At 60.0% G+C, this 16,587-nt stretch carries 22 protein-coding genes and 2 tRNA genes; 15 read left to right on the forward strand and 9 right to left on the reverse strand.

The window, feature by feature from the left end; translation table 11 throughout:
* Positions 1–25 precede the first annotated feature (25 nt).
* The 7 genes from NGM99_RS13580 to NGM99_RS21790 all read left to right on the forward strand — a co-directional run bounded on the left by NGM99_RS13580 (position 26) and on the right by NGM99_RS21790 (position 2,963).
* Positions 26–1,198: a cystathionine beta-lyase gene (locus NGM99_RS13580; RefSeq protein ID WP_252819754.1), complete on the forward strand. Its 1,173-nt coding sequence runs from the start codon at positions 26–28 to the stop codon at positions 1,196–1,198.
* 55 nt (positions 1,199–1,253) lie between these two features.
* Complete coding sequence (locus NGM99_RS13585) at positions 1,254–1,493, forward strand: hypothetical protein (RefSeq protein WP_252819756.1); 240 nt, start codon at positions 1,254–1,256, stop codon at positions 1,491–1,493.
* Positions 1,494–1,553: 60 nt separating this feature from the next.
* Positions 1,554–1,630, forward strand: a tRNA-Pro gene (locus NGM99_RS13590).
* A gap of 42 nt (positions 1,631–1,672) precedes the next feature.
* Positions 1,673–1,978, forward strand: coding sequence for an ETC complex I subunit (locus tag NGM99_RS13595; protein WP_252819759.1), 306 nt, complete (start codon positions 1,673–1,675; stop codon positions 1,976–1,978).
* A gap of 14 nt (positions 1,979–1,992) precedes the next feature.
* Positions 1,993–2,069: transfer RNA gene (locus tag NGM99_RS13600), tRNA-Arg, on the forward strand.
* Between the two features lie 128 nt (positions 2,070–2,197).
* The gene (locus tag NGM99_RS13605; protein WP_252819760.1) at positions 2,198–2,668 is read left to right on the forward strand and encodes an HAD domain-containing protein; all 471 of its coding nucleotides are present in this window, start codon (positions 2,198–2,200) and stop codon (positions 2,666–2,668) included.
* Between the two features lie 157 nt (positions 2,669–2,825).
* Entirely contained in the window at positions 2,826–2,963 is a 138-nt protein-coding gene (locus tag NGM99_RS21790; RefSeq protein ID WP_353937424.1) for a DUF551 domain-containing protein, read from the forward strand.
* 199 nt (positions 2,964–3,162) lie between these two features.
* Here the strand turns inward: NGM99_RS21790 and NGM99_RS13610 are convergent, their stop codons facing one another.
* Positions 3,163–3,417: a hypothetical protein gene (locus NGM99_RS13610; protein WP_252819762.1), complete on the reverse strand. Its 255-nt coding sequence runs from the start codon at positions 3,415–3,417 to the stop codon at positions 3,163–3,165.
* Between the two features lie 91 nt (positions 3,418–3,508).
* Between NGM99_RS13610 and NGM99_RS13615 the strand changes: the two genes are divergently transcribed.
* Positions 3,509–4,156 carry an SOS response-associated peptidase gene (locus NGM99_RS13615; RefSeq protein ID WP_252819764.1) on the forward strand — a complete coding sequence of 216 codons (648 nt, stop codon included), beginning with the start codon at positions 3,509–3,511 and terminating at the stop codon, positions 4,154–4,156.
* A 13-nt stretch (positions 4,157–4,169) separates the two neighbouring features.
* On the opposite strand, the gene NGM99_RS13620 is transcribed toward NGM99_RS13615, so the two are convergent.
* Positions 4,170–4,499: a hypothetical protein gene (locus tag NGM99_RS13620; protein ID WP_252819767.1), complete on the reverse strand. Its 330-nt coding sequence runs from the start codon at positions 4,497–4,499 to the stop codon at positions 4,170–4,172.
* Between the two features lie 578 nt (positions 4,500–5,077).
* Here NGM99_RS13620 and NGM99_RS13625 point away from each other — a divergent pair.
* The 6 genes from NGM99_RS13625 to NGM99_RS13650 all read left to right on the forward strand — a co-directional run bounded on the left by NGM99_RS13625 (position 5,078) and on the right by NGM99_RS13650 (position 7,349).
* On the forward strand, positions 5,078–5,401 hold the full coding sequence (locus NGM99_RS13625) for a hypothetical protein (RefSeq protein ID WP_252819769.1): 324 nt from the start codon (positions 5,078–5,080) through the stop codon (positions 5,399–5,401).
* A gap of 205 nt (positions 5,402–5,606) precedes the next feature.
* Positions 5,607–5,852 carry a hypothetical protein gene (locus tag NGM99_RS13630; RefSeq protein WP_252819770.1) on the forward strand — a complete coding sequence of 82 codons (246 nt, stop codon included), beginning with the start codon at positions 5,607–5,609 and terminating at the stop codon, positions 5,850–5,852.
* A 151-nt stretch (positions 5,853–6,003) separates the two neighbouring features.
* Positions 6,004–6,306, forward strand: a complete 303-nt coding sequence (locus NGM99_RS13635; protein WP_252819772.1) for a hypothetical protein — start codon at positions 6,004–6,006, stop codon at positions 6,304–6,306.
* Positions 6,303–6,605, forward strand: coding sequence for a hypothetical protein (locus NGM99_RS13640; RefSeq protein WP_252819774.1), 303 nt, complete (start codon positions 6,303–6,305; stop codon positions 6,603–6,605). The genes NGM99_RS13635 and NGM99_RS13640 overlap by 4 nt, the downstream gene beginning before the upstream one ends.
* A gap of 219 nt (positions 6,606–6,824) precedes the next feature.
* Positions 6,825–7,058, forward strand: coding sequence for a DUF6894 family protein (locus NGM99_RS13645; RefSeq protein WP_252819775.1), 234 nt, complete (start codon positions 6,825–6,827; stop codon positions 7,056–7,058).
* Positions 7,059–7,094: 36 nt separating this feature from the next.
* The gene (locus NGM99_RS13650; protein ID WP_252819777.1) at positions 7,095–7,349 is read left to right on the forward strand and encodes a hypothetical protein; all 255 of its coding nucleotides are present in this window, start codon (positions 7,095–7,097) and stop codon (positions 7,347–7,349) included.
* 1,058 nt (positions 7,350–8,407) lie between these two features.
* Here the strand turns inward: NGM99_RS13650 and NGM99_RS13655 are convergent.
* From NGM99_RS13655 to NGM99_RS13665, 3 genes are read right to left on the reverse strand one after another with little or no spacing between them, the layout of a single operon-like run.
* Positions 8,408–8,728: a hypothetical protein gene (locus NGM99_RS13655; protein ID WP_252819780.1), complete on the reverse strand. Its 321-nt coding sequence runs from the start codon at positions 8,726–8,728 to the stop codon at positions 8,408–8,410.
* Positions 8,729–8,734: 6 nt separating this feature from the next.
* Positions 8,735–9,199 (reverse strand): hypothetical protein, encoded by a 465-nt coding sequence (locus tag NGM99_RS13660; protein ID WP_252819781.1) that lies wholly within the window; start codon positions 9,197–9,199, stop codon positions 8,735–8,737.
* Positions 9,196–10,032, reverse strand: coding sequence for a phage tail tip lysozyme (locus NGM99_RS13665; protein WP_252819782.1), 837 nt, complete (start codon positions 10,030–10,032; stop codon positions 9,196–9,198). The genes NGM99_RS13660 and NGM99_RS13665 overlap by 4 nt, the downstream gene beginning before the upstream one ends.
* Before the next feature lie 186 nt (positions 10,033–10,218).
* Here NGM99_RS13665 and NGM99_RS13670 point away from each other — a divergent pair, with 186 nt between their 5' ends.
* Positions 10,219–11,343, forward strand: coding sequence for an acyltransferase family protein (locus NGM99_RS13670; RefSeq protein WP_252819783.1), 1,125 nt, complete (start codon positions 10,219–10,221; stop codon positions 11,341–11,343).
* 292 nt (positions 11,344–11,635) lie between these two features.
* Here NGM99_RS13670 and NGM99_RS13675 read toward each other — a convergent pair whose 3' ends face one another.
* Genes NGM99_RS13675 through NGM99_RS13690 form a run of 4 tightly spaced genes read right to left on the reverse strand, consistent with a single transcriptional unit; the run spans position 11,636 to position 16,574 of the window.
* Complete coding sequence (locus NGM99_RS13675; protein WP_252819784.1) at positions 11,636–12,214, reverse strand: hypothetical protein; 579 nt, start codon at positions 12,212–12,214, stop codon at positions 11,636–11,638.
* Complete coding sequence (locus NGM99_RS13680) at positions 12,214–13,104, reverse strand: gp53-like domain-containing protein (protein ID WP_252819785.1); 891 nt, start codon at positions 13,102–13,104, stop codon at positions 12,214–12,216. The genes NGM99_RS13675 and NGM99_RS13680 overlap by 1 nt, the downstream gene beginning before the upstream one ends.
* A gap of 3 nt (positions 13,105–13,107) precedes the next feature.
* On the reverse strand, positions 13,108–13,650 hold the full coding sequence (locus tag NGM99_RS13685; protein ID WP_252819787.1) for a hypothetical protein: 543 nt from the start codon (positions 13,648–13,650) through the stop codon (positions 13,108–13,110).
* Entirely contained in the window at positions 13,647–16,574 is a 2,928-nt protein-coding gene (locus NGM99_RS13690) for a phage tail protein (RefSeq protein WP_252819788.1), read from the reverse strand. Before NGM99_RS13690 ends, NGM99_RS13685 begins: the two co-directional genes overlap by 4 nt.
* Between the last annotated feature and the right edge of the window lie 13 nt (positions 16,575–16,587).

Genomic DNA, 16,587 nt, shown 5'->3' on the forward strand with positions numbered 1-16,587 from the left:
AAGATTCGAACTTTTGGAATGAAGCATGGCGAACGATCCTCAAACGAAGCTCGGCATCAACACGCGGCTGGCGCATATCGGCAACGACCCGCGCGAGTTCCACGGCTTCGTCAATCCGCCGGTCGTTCACGCCTCCACCGTGCTGTTTCCCGACGCAGCGACCATGGCCGCACGCGCCCAACGCTACACCTACGGAACCCGCGGCACGCCGACCTCCGATGCGCTTTGCAGCGCCTTCGACGCACTGGAGGGCTCGGCCGGCACGGTTGCCGTTCCCTCGGGTCTCGCGGCGGTGACACTTCCACTGATCGCGTTCCTGTCGGCCGGCGACCACCTGCTGATCGTCGATTCCGTTTACGGCCCGACCAGGCATTTCGCGAACACGATGCTGACGCGCCTCGGCGTGGAGGTCGAATATTACGACCCACGGATCGGCGCCGGCATTTCACGGCTCTTTCGCCCCAATACCCGCGTGATCTTCACCGAATCGCCGGGGTCGAACACGTTTGAAGTCCAAGACATCCCGGCAATCGTTGAAGCGGCTCGCGAGATCGATGCCGTGGTGATGATCGATAACACCTGGGCGACCGCGCTTCTCTTCAAACCGCTCGATTTCGGCGTCGATGTCGTCATCCACGCGGCCACCAAATATCCCGCCGGTCATTCCGACGTCCTGCTCGGCACCGTTTCGGCCAACCCGAAATGCTGGCCGCAGCTTCACGAGACGTTCTTGTCGGTGGGCATCTGCGCAGGGCCCGACGATGTTTATCAGGTGCATCGCGGGCTTCGCACCATGGGGGTTCGCCTCGAGCGCCACGGTGCAACGGCCCTGCGGCTCGCCGAATGGCTGGAAACCCAGCCGGGCGTCGCGCGCGTGCTGCATCCTGCCCTTCCGAGCCATCCGGATCACGCCCTCTGGAAGCGCGACTTCAAAGGGGCGAGCGGCATCTTCTCCATCGTCCTTGCCGGCGGTGGCAAAACGCAGGCGCATGCCTTCCTCGACGCACTGGCGATATTCGGCCTCGGCTACTCCTGGGGCGGATTTGAGAGCCTCGCAGTGCCAGTCTTCTTGGGCGACCGAACGGTGGCTGTTGCGCCCCAGGAAGGGCCCGTTCTGCGGCTGCAGATCGGTCTCGAAGATTTCGAGGATTTGCAGGCCGATCTCGCAACCGGTCTTGCAGCGGCGGCTGCCGCCTAGAAACTCGGCCCTCCCCCGCTAGTTCTCCGCAGACAGCAGCAAAGGGAGGACAAGCATGCGTCCACGCAAGGAAGTTCTGGTTCTGATCATCGTGGTGGCGATCATCGCGGTTGCGTGGACGGTGCACTCACTGATCGACACGCAGGTTTCGACCGCTCCCGACGTCAAGACAGGCGTGCAGAACAATGTGAACAGCAATGCGCCCAATGAGACGATCGCGCCTGCCGGCACGAACGGCAATCCGAGCGACCCGGCGGCACCGAATGCCGCAGGGCAGAACGCGCCGGCACAGTGATTTGGCGCTTGCATTCCTTGCGATCACAAGGCTAGGAAGCGCCCAAGCCCGATGGGTCGTCGGAGTGTAGCGCAGCCTGGTAGCGCACCTGATTTGGGATCAGGGGGTCGCAGGTTCGAATCCTGCCACTCCGACCATTTGATTGAACAACAGACGGCCAAGCAACAGACGGAGCCCCGATGGCGGCGCGCATCTACAGCCCGGCGAAGACGGCCATGCAGTCCGGCAAGGCGAAGACCGGACACTGGGTGCTCGAATTCGATCCTGCCGCGCCGCGCCGCATCGACCCGCTGATGGGCTACACGTCCTCCACAGACATGACCTCGCAGGTGCGCCTGACCTTCGAAACGCGGGAAGACGCGACGGCCTATGCCGAAAAGCATGGCATCGAGTATCGGGTCGAGGAGCCGCAGGAAAGCAAGCGGCGGCAGATTTCCTATTCGGACAACTTCCGCTATGACCGGAAAATTCCCTGGACGCATTGAGTCCAAGGGCAAACGGTCCCGTAGCTCAGCCGGATAGAGCACCGGCCTTCTAAGCCGATGGTCGCAGGTTCGAATCCTGCCGGGATCGCCAACGGACTTTTCGGCATCTGATTTCATTGAGAAAATCGGCCTGACGGTCGCACCGGATAAAAGGTGCGACTTCTCGTTGTTCTGCGAGCGTTCTCTCCCCCACCCCTCCACGGTCACGGGAGAGGCGTGATGGGGGAGCGCGTTCTATTCCTCGATGTCGATGGCGTCCTGAACCATGATGGCGTCTTCGGCGACTGGCGCTTCGGGCCGCTCCCGCTTGACCACACACGCATTGCGCTCGTCCACGAGGTTGTCAAAGCGACCGGTTGCAAGATCGTCCTGTCGTCTGCGTGGCGCGGGATGCCTGACCTTGAGCGCAAGTTGGCGGCCGACTTCATGTGGGAGGTGTTCGTTGATCTGGGTAAGGACCGCATCAACTGCCGGCATGAAGACGGCTCGACAATCCGAAGCCATGACAGTCGCGGGCACCAGATCGAGGAGTGGCTAAGCCGCCATCCTGAGATCGAAGCCTATGCCATCGTGGATGACGACTGCGACATGCTTCCGGAGCAGCGGCACAACTTCGTGCGCGTGCCTGATGGAAAAGGTCTCAAGCCGAAGCACCGTGACAAACTGATCGAGATACTGTCGGCCGCCTAGCCCTTCCCTCACCGCCCTCTGGCGCAGGAGATTTGAGATGAGCGAGACAATGTGGAAGCCGATTGAGAGTGCGCCGAAGGATGGGACGGCAATTCTACTCTTCGAGCCAGATGATGGCAGCTTCCCTCATCTGTCGCCGGGCGTGGGCCGGCATCAAATGCTGTGTATAGGGCTAGGGCGTTGGTTTTCTCCTGACTGTGGCCCAGACCATTGGGTTGATGCATTCGAGCCCGAAATACTCTTCGACAGGCCTACCCACTGGATGGAGTTGCCAGCGCCACCGCCTGCATCCTAGCCTGATGCGATGCTCTCGCCCTCCGCGTTCCTCGCGAAGAAATCTTGGGAATAGCTCGCTTCGCTTAGATCACCGAGTATATCGGTCTCAGCGGAGAGTAGATCATGGACAGATATGCTGTGTGGTTCTGGCTTCGACTTGGCACCGTGATGGTTTCGCCAGTGCTCATGGGCTGCGTGACGATCTGGGCGGTGCTGCACTAGCCATCCCTTGCCTGCTCATAGGCGTTTGGCGTGGCCGGTCTGATGTTCTCGTACTTCAGCCGGCACTTGTTGTAGATGTCGGGGTCGCGCTCAAGCGTCTCGCACTTCAACCGCTCTTGGATGGCATCGAGCAGATCGAGCAAGCGCCGGTCACCACCGGCCTTGATCATAGCGTCCCGGTCATACTGCGCGCGGCGCCCGCACTTTTCGCACGAGACCTTTATCTTCGGCTCGGGATAGTCGGATATCATCGGTATCTTCATAAGAACGAATGAGGAACAATTTCCTCTGAGTCGCGCAAGCCTCTTGTCGGCTTCGCTGCACTGAGGCACGGTCCTGCCCATGTGCAACCTTTACAATACCCGTACCACGCAGTCCGAAATCCTACAGTGGACGCAAGCGAAACGTGACCTGTTCGGCAACCTCCAGCCCTCGTTGAGTGTCTATCCAGGGTACAAAGCACCCGCTGTCCGTGTCGGCGAGGACGGCAAGCGCGAGCTAGTGGCCCTGACCTGGGGAATGCCCTCGCCTGCCTTTGCCATGAAGGATAAGAAGGCCGACCCCGGCGTGACGAACGTGCGGAACTCCTCGTCGCCTCACTGGCGCCGCTGGCTGGCTCCCGAGCACCGATGCATTGCGCTGGCCACTAGCTTCTCAGAGCCCAACCCAAAGAAAGGAGAGGATGGTGAAGGGCCAGTTGTCTGGTTCGCCACCGATGACGACACGCCGCTGTTTGCATTTGCGGCCATCTGGACGCCATGGACCGGCGTGAAGAAGGTCAAGGATGGCGAGCAGGACTTCGAACTGTTCGGTTTCCTGACGACGGAGCCCAACGAGGTGGTGAAGCCGATCCATCCGAAGGCGATGCCGGTGATCCTTACCGAGTCGGATGAAATCAACACGTGGCTCCGCGCACCATGGAACGAGGCATCCGAACTTCAGCGCCCCCTGCCCGACGATCAGCTCCTAATCGTGGCCGCACCTGGCTAGGATCAGCGCGCGATCAGTGTTTTGTCTCGCAGTGAAAGTAGGCCGCGAGGATTTGCTCTTGGAGCGTCGTCAACTTCGGCAGGGCCGGATAACTGCGGTCCATGAGTGCACCTTGCTTATCAAGGATGCCGGGAAGCGCGTGCAGTCCTTTCGATGTCACCCTGAACGCACCTGCGCGTTTCATCTCGACTGATACCTGGACAAACCAGCCGCGATCACACCAGCCTTTTAGCAGCTCATAGGAAGAGCCCGGCGTGGTCCGATTTTCTGAAGTTATCCATACGGACGTCTCTCCGTAGATAATTGCTGCAATCGTAAGGGTTTGCTCCTCACTCAACTGCATGGTCCCGACCTGCCTCATCTTGTCAGAGCCCAAACGCACGACTCTACGCATTGGTATATCGGGCGCTTGGGAAGCATTTCATTATCGCTTCCTGCAACTCAACAACGCAGGCGGTTGCATAGCCTCGCCGCCAGCCATTATTTTGAAGTAGATCGAATGAGCGTTTGACTTGTGTGATCAGTCTATCATTTCTGGCGATGAGAGATGAGCGCTCGGCTCTGTAATGGGGTTTAAGCTGCAGCGCGATGTTGAACGCTGATCGGTGGGGGATCGAGTGCCGCACAACCATGATGGTCATTCCGATCATGAGAAGAATGCCTTCGTGCGCGACCTCGACCGCATTCTGTCTGACCTCAAAAAGACTTCCGAGCGGCTAGACTTGCCAACAGTCACCTACTTGCTTGAGGCGGCGCGGGTTGAAGCGCAACGGCAGATTGGTGGTGAGCCACCCGAAGAGCAGCCACCACTCCTGCGAAAGAAGAGAGCGCCGTAGCGCCCATATGTTTGACGCATTCGTTGACCACGGTTAGCTTCCGGCTCCGCCATCAGCCGGCGACCATGCTACGGGACGGATCGCCATGAGCTCATCAGATATCGCAGCGAAGCTGAACGCTTTAGGAGATCACCCGGACCTTTCGCCCCGCATGCGGGAACTGTTGGATCGTATCGAGGGCGTTGTCAGCGCTCCGATCGATGAGACGGACCCGCTCAAGATGCGACGAGAAGTTGAAGCTGTCGCGTCCGTTTTACATGACCTCTACGGCGATCAGGCCTTGGACATGGCTCGTCGGATCAGTGACAACCTCGCAGACGGTACGTTTCCTCGCTTAGTGACAGTCGAACTTGAGCGGCAGGCTCGTGAAAGTGCACGGATGCTTGGTAAGACAACCAATCATAGCTGACCGGTTGCAGTTTGATCTGATGTACTTGTGCTTGCGCTGATTATCGCGCGACCACTGCAGAATGCGCGGCGGTTAACTGCTCCGTACCGAGCCTGTGACTTTCGGGCAACTTGATATTAACCACTCGTTAAATATCATTTACCATCTTGGCGATGCAGACGGGAGCGTAATGCTCTAATGTCAACGATCTACCAAGGGGATGCACATGCCTGAACGCCGCAACTACAGCTCCGATTGTGACAAGGTTGGAGCACTACGCTTTATGCAGTCGCACATCCGCGAACTCGGCGAGATGGCTAAGGCAGAGCGTTTCACAATGATCGCCTACCTTCTCGAGATGGCATACATTGAGGTCGGCGACGAATTGCGCGAGCGCGTAAACGCCGACCATGCGACTGAGAACGGCGAGAGTGCAGTCGAGACTGCAGCTGGCGATCCTCTCGCTGCTTGATCGTAGCATGACGGCGATCTCAACTGGTGGGATTGGAGCGCCTCTCACCAGAGGAGTCTAACGGCTACCTTACCAGCACTATTTTGTACATCTCCAAGTCGCAGCTCAAGGTTTTTAACATTTCTAAATCGGCTGACGCCATCCTGCCGGGATGGATCGCGAGCTGCTCGCCCATCACTACGCCGTCTGGACCGCTATCGATGAGATCGCGGGACAGGTCGGCATGTCGCGATGGAGCTTGGCGCAGCACTGCGGGCTGGACCCGACCACCTTCAACCCGTCGAAACGCGTCAGCGTGAATGGTCTCCCGCGCTGGCCGAGCAGTGAGACGATCGCCACCATTCTGATTGCCACCGGCACCAGCTGGGCTGAATGGGGCATCTATCTTGATCAGATGAAGAAGATGTACGTGCATCCCGAGGGCGGAACGGTCAGCGACGGGTATGCGAGTTGACCGACAGCATCCCGGCCTTCATTGGGGAACTGACCCGCGCGGCGAACGAGATCGAACGCGTCAGCATTCAGGAACGCGGTGCCCTACTCCGGCGCGCCGCTATTACCATTCGTCAGTTCGAAGGCGAGTTCGGCGAACTGGGCAACAGCAGTCGGGTGAAGGATATCGTGGATGCATCACTCCTACCCAAGGTCATCCACAACGACGAAGTCCGCAATTCGCTTCTGCATGCCGCTGAGATGATCCGGCTTCACCACATGGCCGAACAAGCAAGAAACAGCGCCATCGACGAAAGCTGACGATAGGGCATCGAACGCGTTTCAACCTCTGGGACTATCCGGTCGCCGATGACAAAGCGCAAGGATTAAACTGCAGCCGTTTGGCTGAACAAGCCCCACAAGTAAGGGTTTCCGTTCTGACGGGAAGTCGATTATGCTGAGGCATCTCCGGCGCATCATAGTATGGCTTGCCGAGACTGAGAGATGCTTTGCGCTCCCGCCACCCCGTGGGAGATTGGCATGCAACGATACTTTTTCCATGTCATGGACGGTCGCGCTGTCGTCGATGCGATCGGCATAGAGTTGCCCGACTTGTGGGCGGTTCGCCTGCATGCAATCAAGCTCGCCAGCACGGTTCTTGCCGACCTTGAGACAGGCCTGCTCCTTGGGCAGCCCTGGCAGATGACGGTCGCCGACGAAAACAGCAATACCGTTTTCTCACTCACCTTCTCTGCCAACACGCATGGCACTTAAAGCTATCACCTCTGAAATCGCAGAATGGACCCGCCCATGTCTTCAGATCTCAATAAGCAGGTGGAGCGTATCAAAGCGACGATTTTGCAGCATGAGCGAGAGGTGACGAGCGATACCATTGAGCATTCTGGCTCGCCTTCTCGTGTGACATTGGTTGGTCTGCGCGGTCAGCTTAGGATTCTCAGTTGGCGCATTTCTCAACTCGGGGGATCTGCCAGACATGCGATCGACTTGGCAGCGATCGAGGACGAAGCGAGCCAAAGCGACCCGACACGATCTGAATTGACGTGAGTTCGCGTTCCTCGCTCTAAAGCAGAAAGCCCACCTGAAGCGGATCAGGTGGGCTTGGAGCTCGGAAACGATATTCTTGCAGGGAGCACAGCTCCCGAGGTTTACGCAACGGCAATGAATTGAGTTGGTTCCGGATCAACTTCGCTGGCGAAACCACTCACTTCAGTGCACGATCATTCCCTTCCCTCAAAAACTAATTAGCCCAGACCCGACTGAAGCCGAGCCTGGGGCTATTGCGGTCGCTTGGGAGGCGTCCTCGCTCTGTGAAGCTGGACCGCTGGTGTGACGAGATCACGGCAGCGCTGCATCAGCATCCGACCTCGGATCGAATAGTCGTCGCATTAAAGTGACCTAAGGGAACTTTGTCGTCCTGCTAGGCGTGTTGATGTCGATATGCTGAGGATACCAGTTATGCCGCAACCATGTGCTCCGACGCCTAAACCGTGGGACGTAGACGCCAGAGAGAGTGAGTGTCGGGTAGCAGCCGAGCATTTGGTCAGCGGCGCTCTGGAACGAGCAATCGACGCAGGTTGGGAACGTAGGGAAATGGCAGTGGCCATGCTTAGAGCCGCTCTGGCAGAAGTGAACCGCCTTTATCCTCCGATGCCCAGTTGAGTGCGTTCAACATAGGCCTGACGCACTGATCACACACTCCAGACCGGCTCCATCATTTGTTAGGATTGGCAGGAAGCAGATAGTCTGTTCCGATCCCAAAGCCGGCTACTCCCTGCAAGCTGTGGCCGGCGGATAACCCGGCGCCTTCCTTAACAACCCCCAAGGCGGGCGCCGGGCCCCGCAATGAAAGGGCTCCGATGCGGTAACCCCTCCACTTCGAAGCCCCCTGTGGCGTGCTCGCTTCGGCTCAACCACAGATTCAAGATGCGCCTGACGGTGGTGGCCGACAATACGGCCTTAGGTCTGACTGGCCCTACAAGGCTAAGTGAGCAGGCCTCTCTAGAACTGTCCCCCGATCAATCACCCGTCATAGGATACCGGCTCCGCCTCCACCTTCGCTGGCAATCCCAGCCCCTTGTTCACCTTCGGCCAGATTGTGAGGATCAGCGGCGGCGGGCCATTTCATTCCGCATCTCCTTCATTTCGTCGGTCTGGTCCACGATTGCCTCGGTCAGCTTGGTGACGGCAGTCCGAAGCTGAATGCCCTCCATGTTGCCCGCCTCGATTGCGCTGATGAGCATTTTCATGGGCTCGTTCGAGATGATCGCGGCGCCCTGCATCTCGACACCGGGCGTCAGTTGCGCTGGCGTCTGACCGCTCTTGGCTTTTCGCCCGATCTGGGTTGCGAGCAGAACGATGGTGGCGGTGAGAAGTGCGAGCACGGCATTCGCCAGGGCCGTGAAGTCCAATGCTGCCCAGTTCATGCTCTGCTACGCCTTTGGGAACTGCTTGCCCACGTCAAGCCATGAGCGCCACGTGTTCATCAGCTCGAGCACGACCATCGTGGACCAGCCAACGAAGCCCGAAAAAGCGCCCCCGCTGAACACGAAGGCGGTGAGAAAGCCCAAGCTGAACTGAGACCACATCAGGACGCCGAAGAGGCTGGCGCCGGCTCGGATGTGCGGAGAGAACTCGAAGTTGCGGAAAGTGCCGTTGACGAAGAGCGCGGCGAACCGAAGGATCATCGCGACGCCCATGGCAAACGACCACCACGCTTCCGATCCCCAAGAAGCAAGATCGGCAAAGGATGGCGATGTGCTGAACATGTTCGGCTGAAACTGCAAGCCGATGTAGAGCCCGAAGGTCGGCCAGAGCATCGCCCATTCGGTCCACCGGATCGGGAAGTGATCCGCGATGCCGCGATAGACGCGAACAAGGAGGGTGGGTTCGGTCATTGCGTCTTTCCCGGCACCGCATTGGCCGGCGCGATGTAAGCGCCGACTACACCACCAGCAGCGGCCAGCAGCGCCGTCACAGCAGCGGTGAAGGCTGGGGTGGTAAATTGTGTCGGGAGAACGTCCGAAGCCACCACCACCGTCCACAGAGCCCCAAGGATGGCAGCCCACTTGCCGGCACCGACAGCTTTGCTGGATTGCTCGACTGGTGTGGGGGACGGATTGGCCGGGCGCGGCTCGGGATCGAGTGCAGGCCCGCCGTTGTGGCCGATGGGTGCGGGAGCCGGGACTGCAGTCTCGGGCATGACGATGATCGGCTCAGGGTGAAGGTCGGCTGCTTCCGGCACGGTGACAGGCGCAGGGAGGAAGTCTGGCACCCGCTCACTTGCGGTGGCTTCGTTCCAAGCCGCCAACGCCTTCTTCGCCCACTGGATGCGTGACGGGTAGTGCTTCACGCCCGCGCGCTCGAAACCCATTTCGAACGCCTTGACCTTCGCCTCGAGGCCGCTTGCAGCGACGACCGCAGGGATGGCTTTGCGTTCGGAGCCCTTCAGCTCGACAAACAGGTAGGCATAGTTCGCCCGATCCGATGCCGGGTTGAGCCTGTTGCGCTGGCAATAGGCTTCATAGGCGCGTCGCCGAGGCCCGGTCCATTGCGCCCAGCCATAGCCGCCGCGAGAACCTGCCACGGTCGGGTTGATCTCCTGCAAGTCTGCGAAACCGCCGCTCTCGTGACCGAGGTTGCCGACAATTGCTGCCGCATCCTCCAATCCGATCGGAAAGTCCGACAGAAGGGCGGACATGATCTTGGGTGCCTTCGTTTCGAAGGTCATGGCAGTTCTCCAAATTGTCAGGAAGGGTGGGCTGAGGCCCGAAACTTGCGACCCGTTCAGATGGCCGGCGGGCTCATATTCGGTCCGAACGACGCGATACGCTAAGTCGCTTAATAATCTTGAGTGTTGAAACTAACTCCAAGACTCGTCACAACGTCTTCCGCAGCGTGGGGACAGTGATTCCATATGGCGGCCGAGTCTATCGAGAAGTCAGATAAATCTCTCTACTTGCCTTCACTCGACGGCCTTCGCTGCCTAGCGTTTCTGCTAGTTTTCGTACACCACATGCCAGCACCCCAGCCGATTGGTTGGCTAGAGCCGGCAAGCATCCACGGCTGGGTCGGTGTGGAGCTGTTCTTCGTAATATCAGCGTTTCTGTTCTTCTACCTCTTCGAAGCTGAGCGCTCGAAAACCGGCAGAGTGTCTTACTCCGGGTTCTACATACGCCGGATGCTGCGGATCTATCCGCTGATGATCGCTTTTCCGCTTCTGATGCTGGTCCTGTATGGCTCCACCGACCAATTCGGGATATTACGTTTGGCTGGATTGGCTCTGGCGTCCGATAATCTTCTTACCTGGATTCGCGGCTACAACACCTCGATCCCCAACGTTGCCCACCTGTGGTCGCTGTCGTTCGAGTTCCAGATTTATCTGGTGATCCCCGTGCTTTTCGCTCTTTACGTGAAAGCACCGAGGCCGACATTCTTTGCGGTGATGGGCCTCGCGCTCGTCATCTGCACAGCACTACGGGTCGTATATTTCGGGATGGGAGCGCCGCATCCAATCATCTGGACAACGCCCTTCTTCCGCCCGGAATCGGTTATGCTTGGCATACTCTTGTCAGTGATCCGGCCCCGCTGGCACTGGGGTTGGTCATTGTCTGTCGCCGTTTTGGCGGGAGCTTTCTTCTTTTCAAACCTTTCCCCTTGGCAATCGTCCTACGCCAACCTCGTCCAATACCCGATCGCTGCCCTGATGTGCGCCGCACTTGTAGACGCCGTGGTGAGGTCCCCGAGCCTGGGTCGCGTGGCGAGCCACCCGGTGCTGATCAAGCTTGGGTCAATCACCTTCGGTCTCTACGTTTTCCATATCTTCGCGATGGACCTCGCCTTCTGGTATGTCGGGAAGAGAACGGCGGACACCGTGATGGAATATGTGGAGATTGGTGCGTTATCCCTCTCGCTCACGATCCTCATGGCCGCAGTGAGCTATATGCTGCTGGAACGTCCGTTTCTGTCACTGAAGCGCCGCGTCACCGCTGTGGATGGTCGCGCCAAGATAAAATCGCTGCAACTACAGCAAAGCATCTGAGCCCATACTGCGGGAGCCGCGAGTTCCTTCCGGAACACTGCTTCAGCTAAATTCACTTAGGTTCGAGAGTACGGCTCCTCCTGCCCGTTGCTAGGCCGCATCCATTTCACCACGAAGTTAGCAAAACTCCACTTGCGACTGCCGCAGCGTGAGGTATCGAGGATTCAACCTTGGGAGGGGCTGGGAATGTCGAACGGGGCAAAAACTGTCGCGAAGGCAGCGGGAATCACGACGCTATCCTTGATGTGGTTCGCATTGCTCGTGGCGCTGATGGTGACCGGAAAGATTTGACCTAAAGCGTGGCGCCGAACCGCCAGAGATCATCGATCTGCTCAGGCGTCATGCCCTTGGCCGCACCGAAGCCGTCGACCAGCGGATGGTCGCGGTTGAAGCTGGTCGCTCCCGATAGCAGCATGGTTGCCGCGAACCGTTCGGCAGCTGGTAGCTGATCCACGTATGCCTGCATATCGGCGGGAACGTCACCCGTCTTCACCGCTGCGAGCGCTTCGTCTTGCGTGATCAGCCCCTGCATGGCGAGCGCTTGGGAGAACTGGCGGTCGGAGATCGACGCAGGCACTGGCGGCTCGGGCTCGGGCGGCTCGTAGGCGGTGATCTTGCCATCTTCCCACCGGCGCCGGCCTTGGTTGTTCACCAGCTCGTACCACTGCTCGAACGTTACCGGGATCGCTTGTGCGGGTATCTTGCAGTCGGGATTTGGCTCCTCGCCGATGATGGGCGCGACGGGGCTTGGCTCCTCCTCGGTCGGCTCAGGAACCGGGCCATAGATGGGGCGCATCTTTTCGCCATGGACTTCTGTCGAGAAGCCACCCGCGAAGAACCCCGCCTCATCGATCAGAACGAATTTTTGCATCAGTAACCCCATGAAAATAGGTAGGAACCGGAGGTTTCCGCCGCGACCGAGCCGCCGCTGAAGATGGCGCGCTTGCGGATGGACATCAGCGTGCGGGTGGGCGTGACGCAGTGGATGACAACTGCCGCCGTGCCTGAGACGGCGAAGTTGGAAGTGGCGACGCCCCCGAGGCAGGCATTCGGATAGGTCAGCGGCCAGCCAATGTTCGGATCGGCGATACCCGTCGCGTCGCGCACCCATTGGAAGATGATGCCGTTCGGGAACTTCACGTAGCCGCTTTCGCCGGCGATGTTCGCCTGGTTAAAGTTCGTCCAGAGCAGGCCTAGATCCAGCGCATCGACTTGAATGCGGACGCCCGCACCATCCCAGCCTAGGCGGAGCTTATTTGTGTTCTGGTTTGTGCCGCCGCCCTGCTGAACTGGCGTGAAGCCCAGAGCAGCCTGAGCACCAAGCGTCACCAACATCGCCGCTGTCGTCGGATCATCCAGAAGCGTGCGTGCGGCAGCAGTCAGGTCAGCAAGCGCCGCCTGCCCGTTGCCCGTAAAGAAGGGCAACTTGTCGGCGGCCGATGCGAGCCCAGCGAGTGCATCGACGTTGCCCGAAGCGAGCTTCGCTACGAGATCGCGCGTGGCCGCTGTCAGGCGCGAGCCGTCCGGCTGGTATCGGATGCGATATGGCGCATTATTCAGCGCGCCGCCGTCCCATGCTTCCGCAAGCGTGATCTGTGTGGCGCTGTCCACCGAGGCAATGATGGCCGAACGATTGTTCTTCATCAGAAGATCGCCGGCCTGAATGTCGGCGGTCAGCCAGGACGTACCGGCACCCGTCACCACCGTGCCGCCTGCGGCAAGCGAGATGGTGCCGGTCTGCCAGTCTGAGCGAGCGGGCATGGATCAAGACTCCGTGGTCAGCAGCGCGAGCGGCACTGCAATCTGTTCGGGGTTGGCTGCAGCGCGAACCTGAGCCTTCAACTCGCGCCGTTGCGCATCGAGGGCGGCGAGCTGGGCGTCCTGCTCGGCCGCGCGCGCGAGGATGGCCTGACGATCTGCGTCGTCCGCGACGAGTGCGCCACCGCCTGTCTCGGCCTGGGCACGTTTCAGCGCGTGAAGTGGCGCCATCGGGCCGATCAGCATGGCGATGCGCCCGGCGAACCACTGGTCGATGCGCGTCTCGGCATCGAGCACGGCAAGCGACAGGCGATCAACCGCCTCGCGCTTGAGCAGCCTGCGCGGCACGAGCTTTCTCCAGCCAAGATGCGGCCGCCAGTCGGCAACGTTCTCGGGCAGCTCGGCGACCTCCATCACCGCTGCGCCCTCGATGCCGTCAGCCTGAGCGTCGAGCAGATCGGGCGGGCACTTGCCGGGGAAGAGAATGTCGCGGGTCTTGATATCGTAGACGACGAAACAGACCCGGATGTCGCGCGGATCAGGGCTCATCGCTTCCACCATGCAAGTCGGACCACGCCGGAACCGCTCAACGTGTTGGCGTTGCCGCTTCCCACTCGCTGGATGGCATACTGCACATTGCCCTGCGGGGCGGCGGAATGGAGGATAAAGCCCGTCTTCGTATCGTTGACCGTCCCAGTTGTGTTGCTCGGCGCGGTGTAAGTGTTGAGCGCCAGGACTTCGCCTGTCGTCACGCAAAGCAGACGTGTGCCCGAGGTGGCATCGCCCTGACCACCAGACTTCTGCAGTACGGTCGTCAGCGTCCAGTCGATCAGCACCGGCTGGGTATCCGGGTTGAAGATCGTCACCGTGGCCATATTGACCCAGGTGTTGCCCGAAGTGACACCTGAGCCCGAACCGGTGATGCCATCTTTCGATGTGATCGCGCCTGGCGCAAGACGGTCGTAAGTGATGCCGTTCAGCGTGATCGAGGCAGCGGTCAGGTTCTGGATGTAGGCGGTGTTGAAGTAGGCCCCGCCATTGGCGAAGAGCGCGGCGACATTACCGGAATTGTCGATGAAGTAGGTCTTCGCCGCTTGGATGACTGCACGGCTCGTGCCATCCGACATCGCTTGGAGGAAGAACCCAGCCTCAGCCCACCCGGCAGCGGTCGTGGCGCGAGCTTGAAACGAAAGGCTTGTGGTGACTCCGCCCACCCCAGCGCTTGCAACGAGGCGCATCAGGCCGCTGCCCGACGCCTGATCGGCTTTGGCCTCGACAGCCGTCAGCGAACTGGCCTGCGAGGTCAGCCCCTGCTCGGCGCTCGTCACCCTCGTGTCGAGCGCGGACAGTGCCGAGGCGATGTTCGTGTTGCCGACCTTAGCTTCCAGCGCCGTGGTGCGGTTGGCGAGTGCGGGAATGTCCACGCCGCCGATCGCGACCGTGATCACATCGAGGAAGGAGGCCGAGAGCTGGTCGCTCTGCACCTTTATCTCGAAGCGCATCTGCTGCTTGTCGCGGAAGTTGTAGGCGTCTTGGCCTGATACAAGCGAGTTCAGCCGCTCGATCTCATCCCAGGCATCCTGCACCGCCTGCCAATTTGCCTTCGCGACGGCGTAGATCTCGGGCGGGATAGCCAGAGCATCCATCAGCACGTCATCGGGGCCGAGTTTTGCAGAAGGCGTCTTTATCTGCTGCCACGCCGTCCATGGAATGGCACGGTCGGGACGCGCTCGCAGCCGGTAGCGAACCTCCCAATCGGTTACCGAGACCATGCCCTTCGTGAGCGTGATCGCCGTCTGATCTGCGGCAATGCTCTCGACCTGAACGGATGCGGCCTGATCCTTCGGGCGGTGCTCGAACTCGACCGAAATGATGGTCGGGTCGGAGATGACGTTCCATATCGCGCGCAGAGCTGGCCGACGCGAACCCGTCTCACTCTGGATGACCGCTTGGCTCAGCTGATAGTTTTCAAGCTCGCTCTGGTACTCCGAGACACCGGGCAGCACGGGCACGATGACGGGGCCCGGCACGATGCCTGCTTCGGAATAGATGTCGGCGCTGGTCTCTGCGAGCGTCAGCGTGAAGCGGAATTCCTCATCGCACTGCCAGTTGGTAACGAGCCATTCCTTGCCGTCGAAGGTGACCCACTCGCCTTCCTGCACAGCGAGGCCCACACGCCTGCTGACGGGCAGCGTGGCCGAGCCCCCCTTGCGGTTCTGACGATACCGGATGTTCAGCAGGTACTGCGCAATGTCGGGATTGGTGACCTGGAGGAAGTCGTTCGAGGTCTGGCGGGCACGGCCATCTGCGGCAACGTCCGCGTTCACATAGATCGGCTTCAGGCTCTCGGGCTGCCACTGGCTTTCGATCGAGGTGAACTGGCCAGAAAGGTAGTTGTAGAGATCGAATGCGCTCTTGCGCTTCTGCACGGTCTGCGAGCGGCCTGCGTCCAGATCATCCCTTGTGATCTCAAGCACGGGGATTTGCGGGGCGCCGGGGATGACACCAGACAGCCCGCGCCGGTTCAGCGCATAGCCCGCCATCGCATCATCGAACTCTTTCAGGATCTCGGTGTGGTCGTCATCTGAGGAAACGATGATGCCGCACTCGTAGGTGGCATGCCCGTTCTTCACGAGGTCGCAGACATTCATCGCGGCAACATAGGTGGGCAGATCAAGCTGACCGATCGACTTGCCTTCACCGATGATGACGCGGTTTGAGATCAGTCCGCGGAGACCAAGCTGATAGTTGAAGCGGTGAACGCCGGGGTTCTTGGTGAAGACGTAGGTGGCAGAATCATTGCGCCGCTGCGGGCCCGAGCCGCCGGCAACCGTGCTGTCCTTGCGGGGGTCGTACTCGCGCAGCCCGCGCAACACGAAGTCAAAGGTCGGCTTGCCCTTGGAGAAGCGGTCCTCGCTCCAGGAGCGCTCTACGACGACATAGCAGAGCCCGGCGCAGACAGACGTGGTCTTCCACTTCTGGGAAAGGCCAGCCGTGTTGTTGACGAGGATGGTATCGACGCCCTGCCCCGGTCGGCCATCATAGAAACGGATGCGGATGTCGCCCGAGAAGCCATCGACGCGATAGCTCGCCGCCTCGTTGCCGGTGACGGGTTGCGCGATAAGATCGTGCTTCTCGCCATAGAAGTAGATGTACGGCTCGAGCCCATCGCACCACCCATGCGCCAGACGAAAGACCTCGGCATTCCACCGGTTGCCCTTGCCGTACTTCGCATAGAACAGGCGGTGGCCCTGTGTTTTGCCGACACCGTAGATCGTGCTGGCCGGCACATCGCCGCCGTACTGCGTCTCACCCTGGACCGCCGAATAGCTGCGCTTCTTCGGGCGGTTCAGATAGCTGAGCGCTAGCTTGGTGCCGAACGCAAGCGCACCACCAATCAGCGTGGCGGCAAGCGTGGAGCCAGCAAAGAGCGCGCCCGCGATGGCAGTGCCGATCGCAGTGAAAATCGCCATGGATGAAGCCTGA

It is taken from the genome of Mesorhizobium liriopis (assembly GCF_024053505.1).
Classification (GTDB): domain Bacteria; phylum Pseudomonadota; class Alphaproteobacteria; order Rhizobiales; family Rhizobiaceae; genus Mesorhizobium_B; species Mesorhizobium_B liriopis.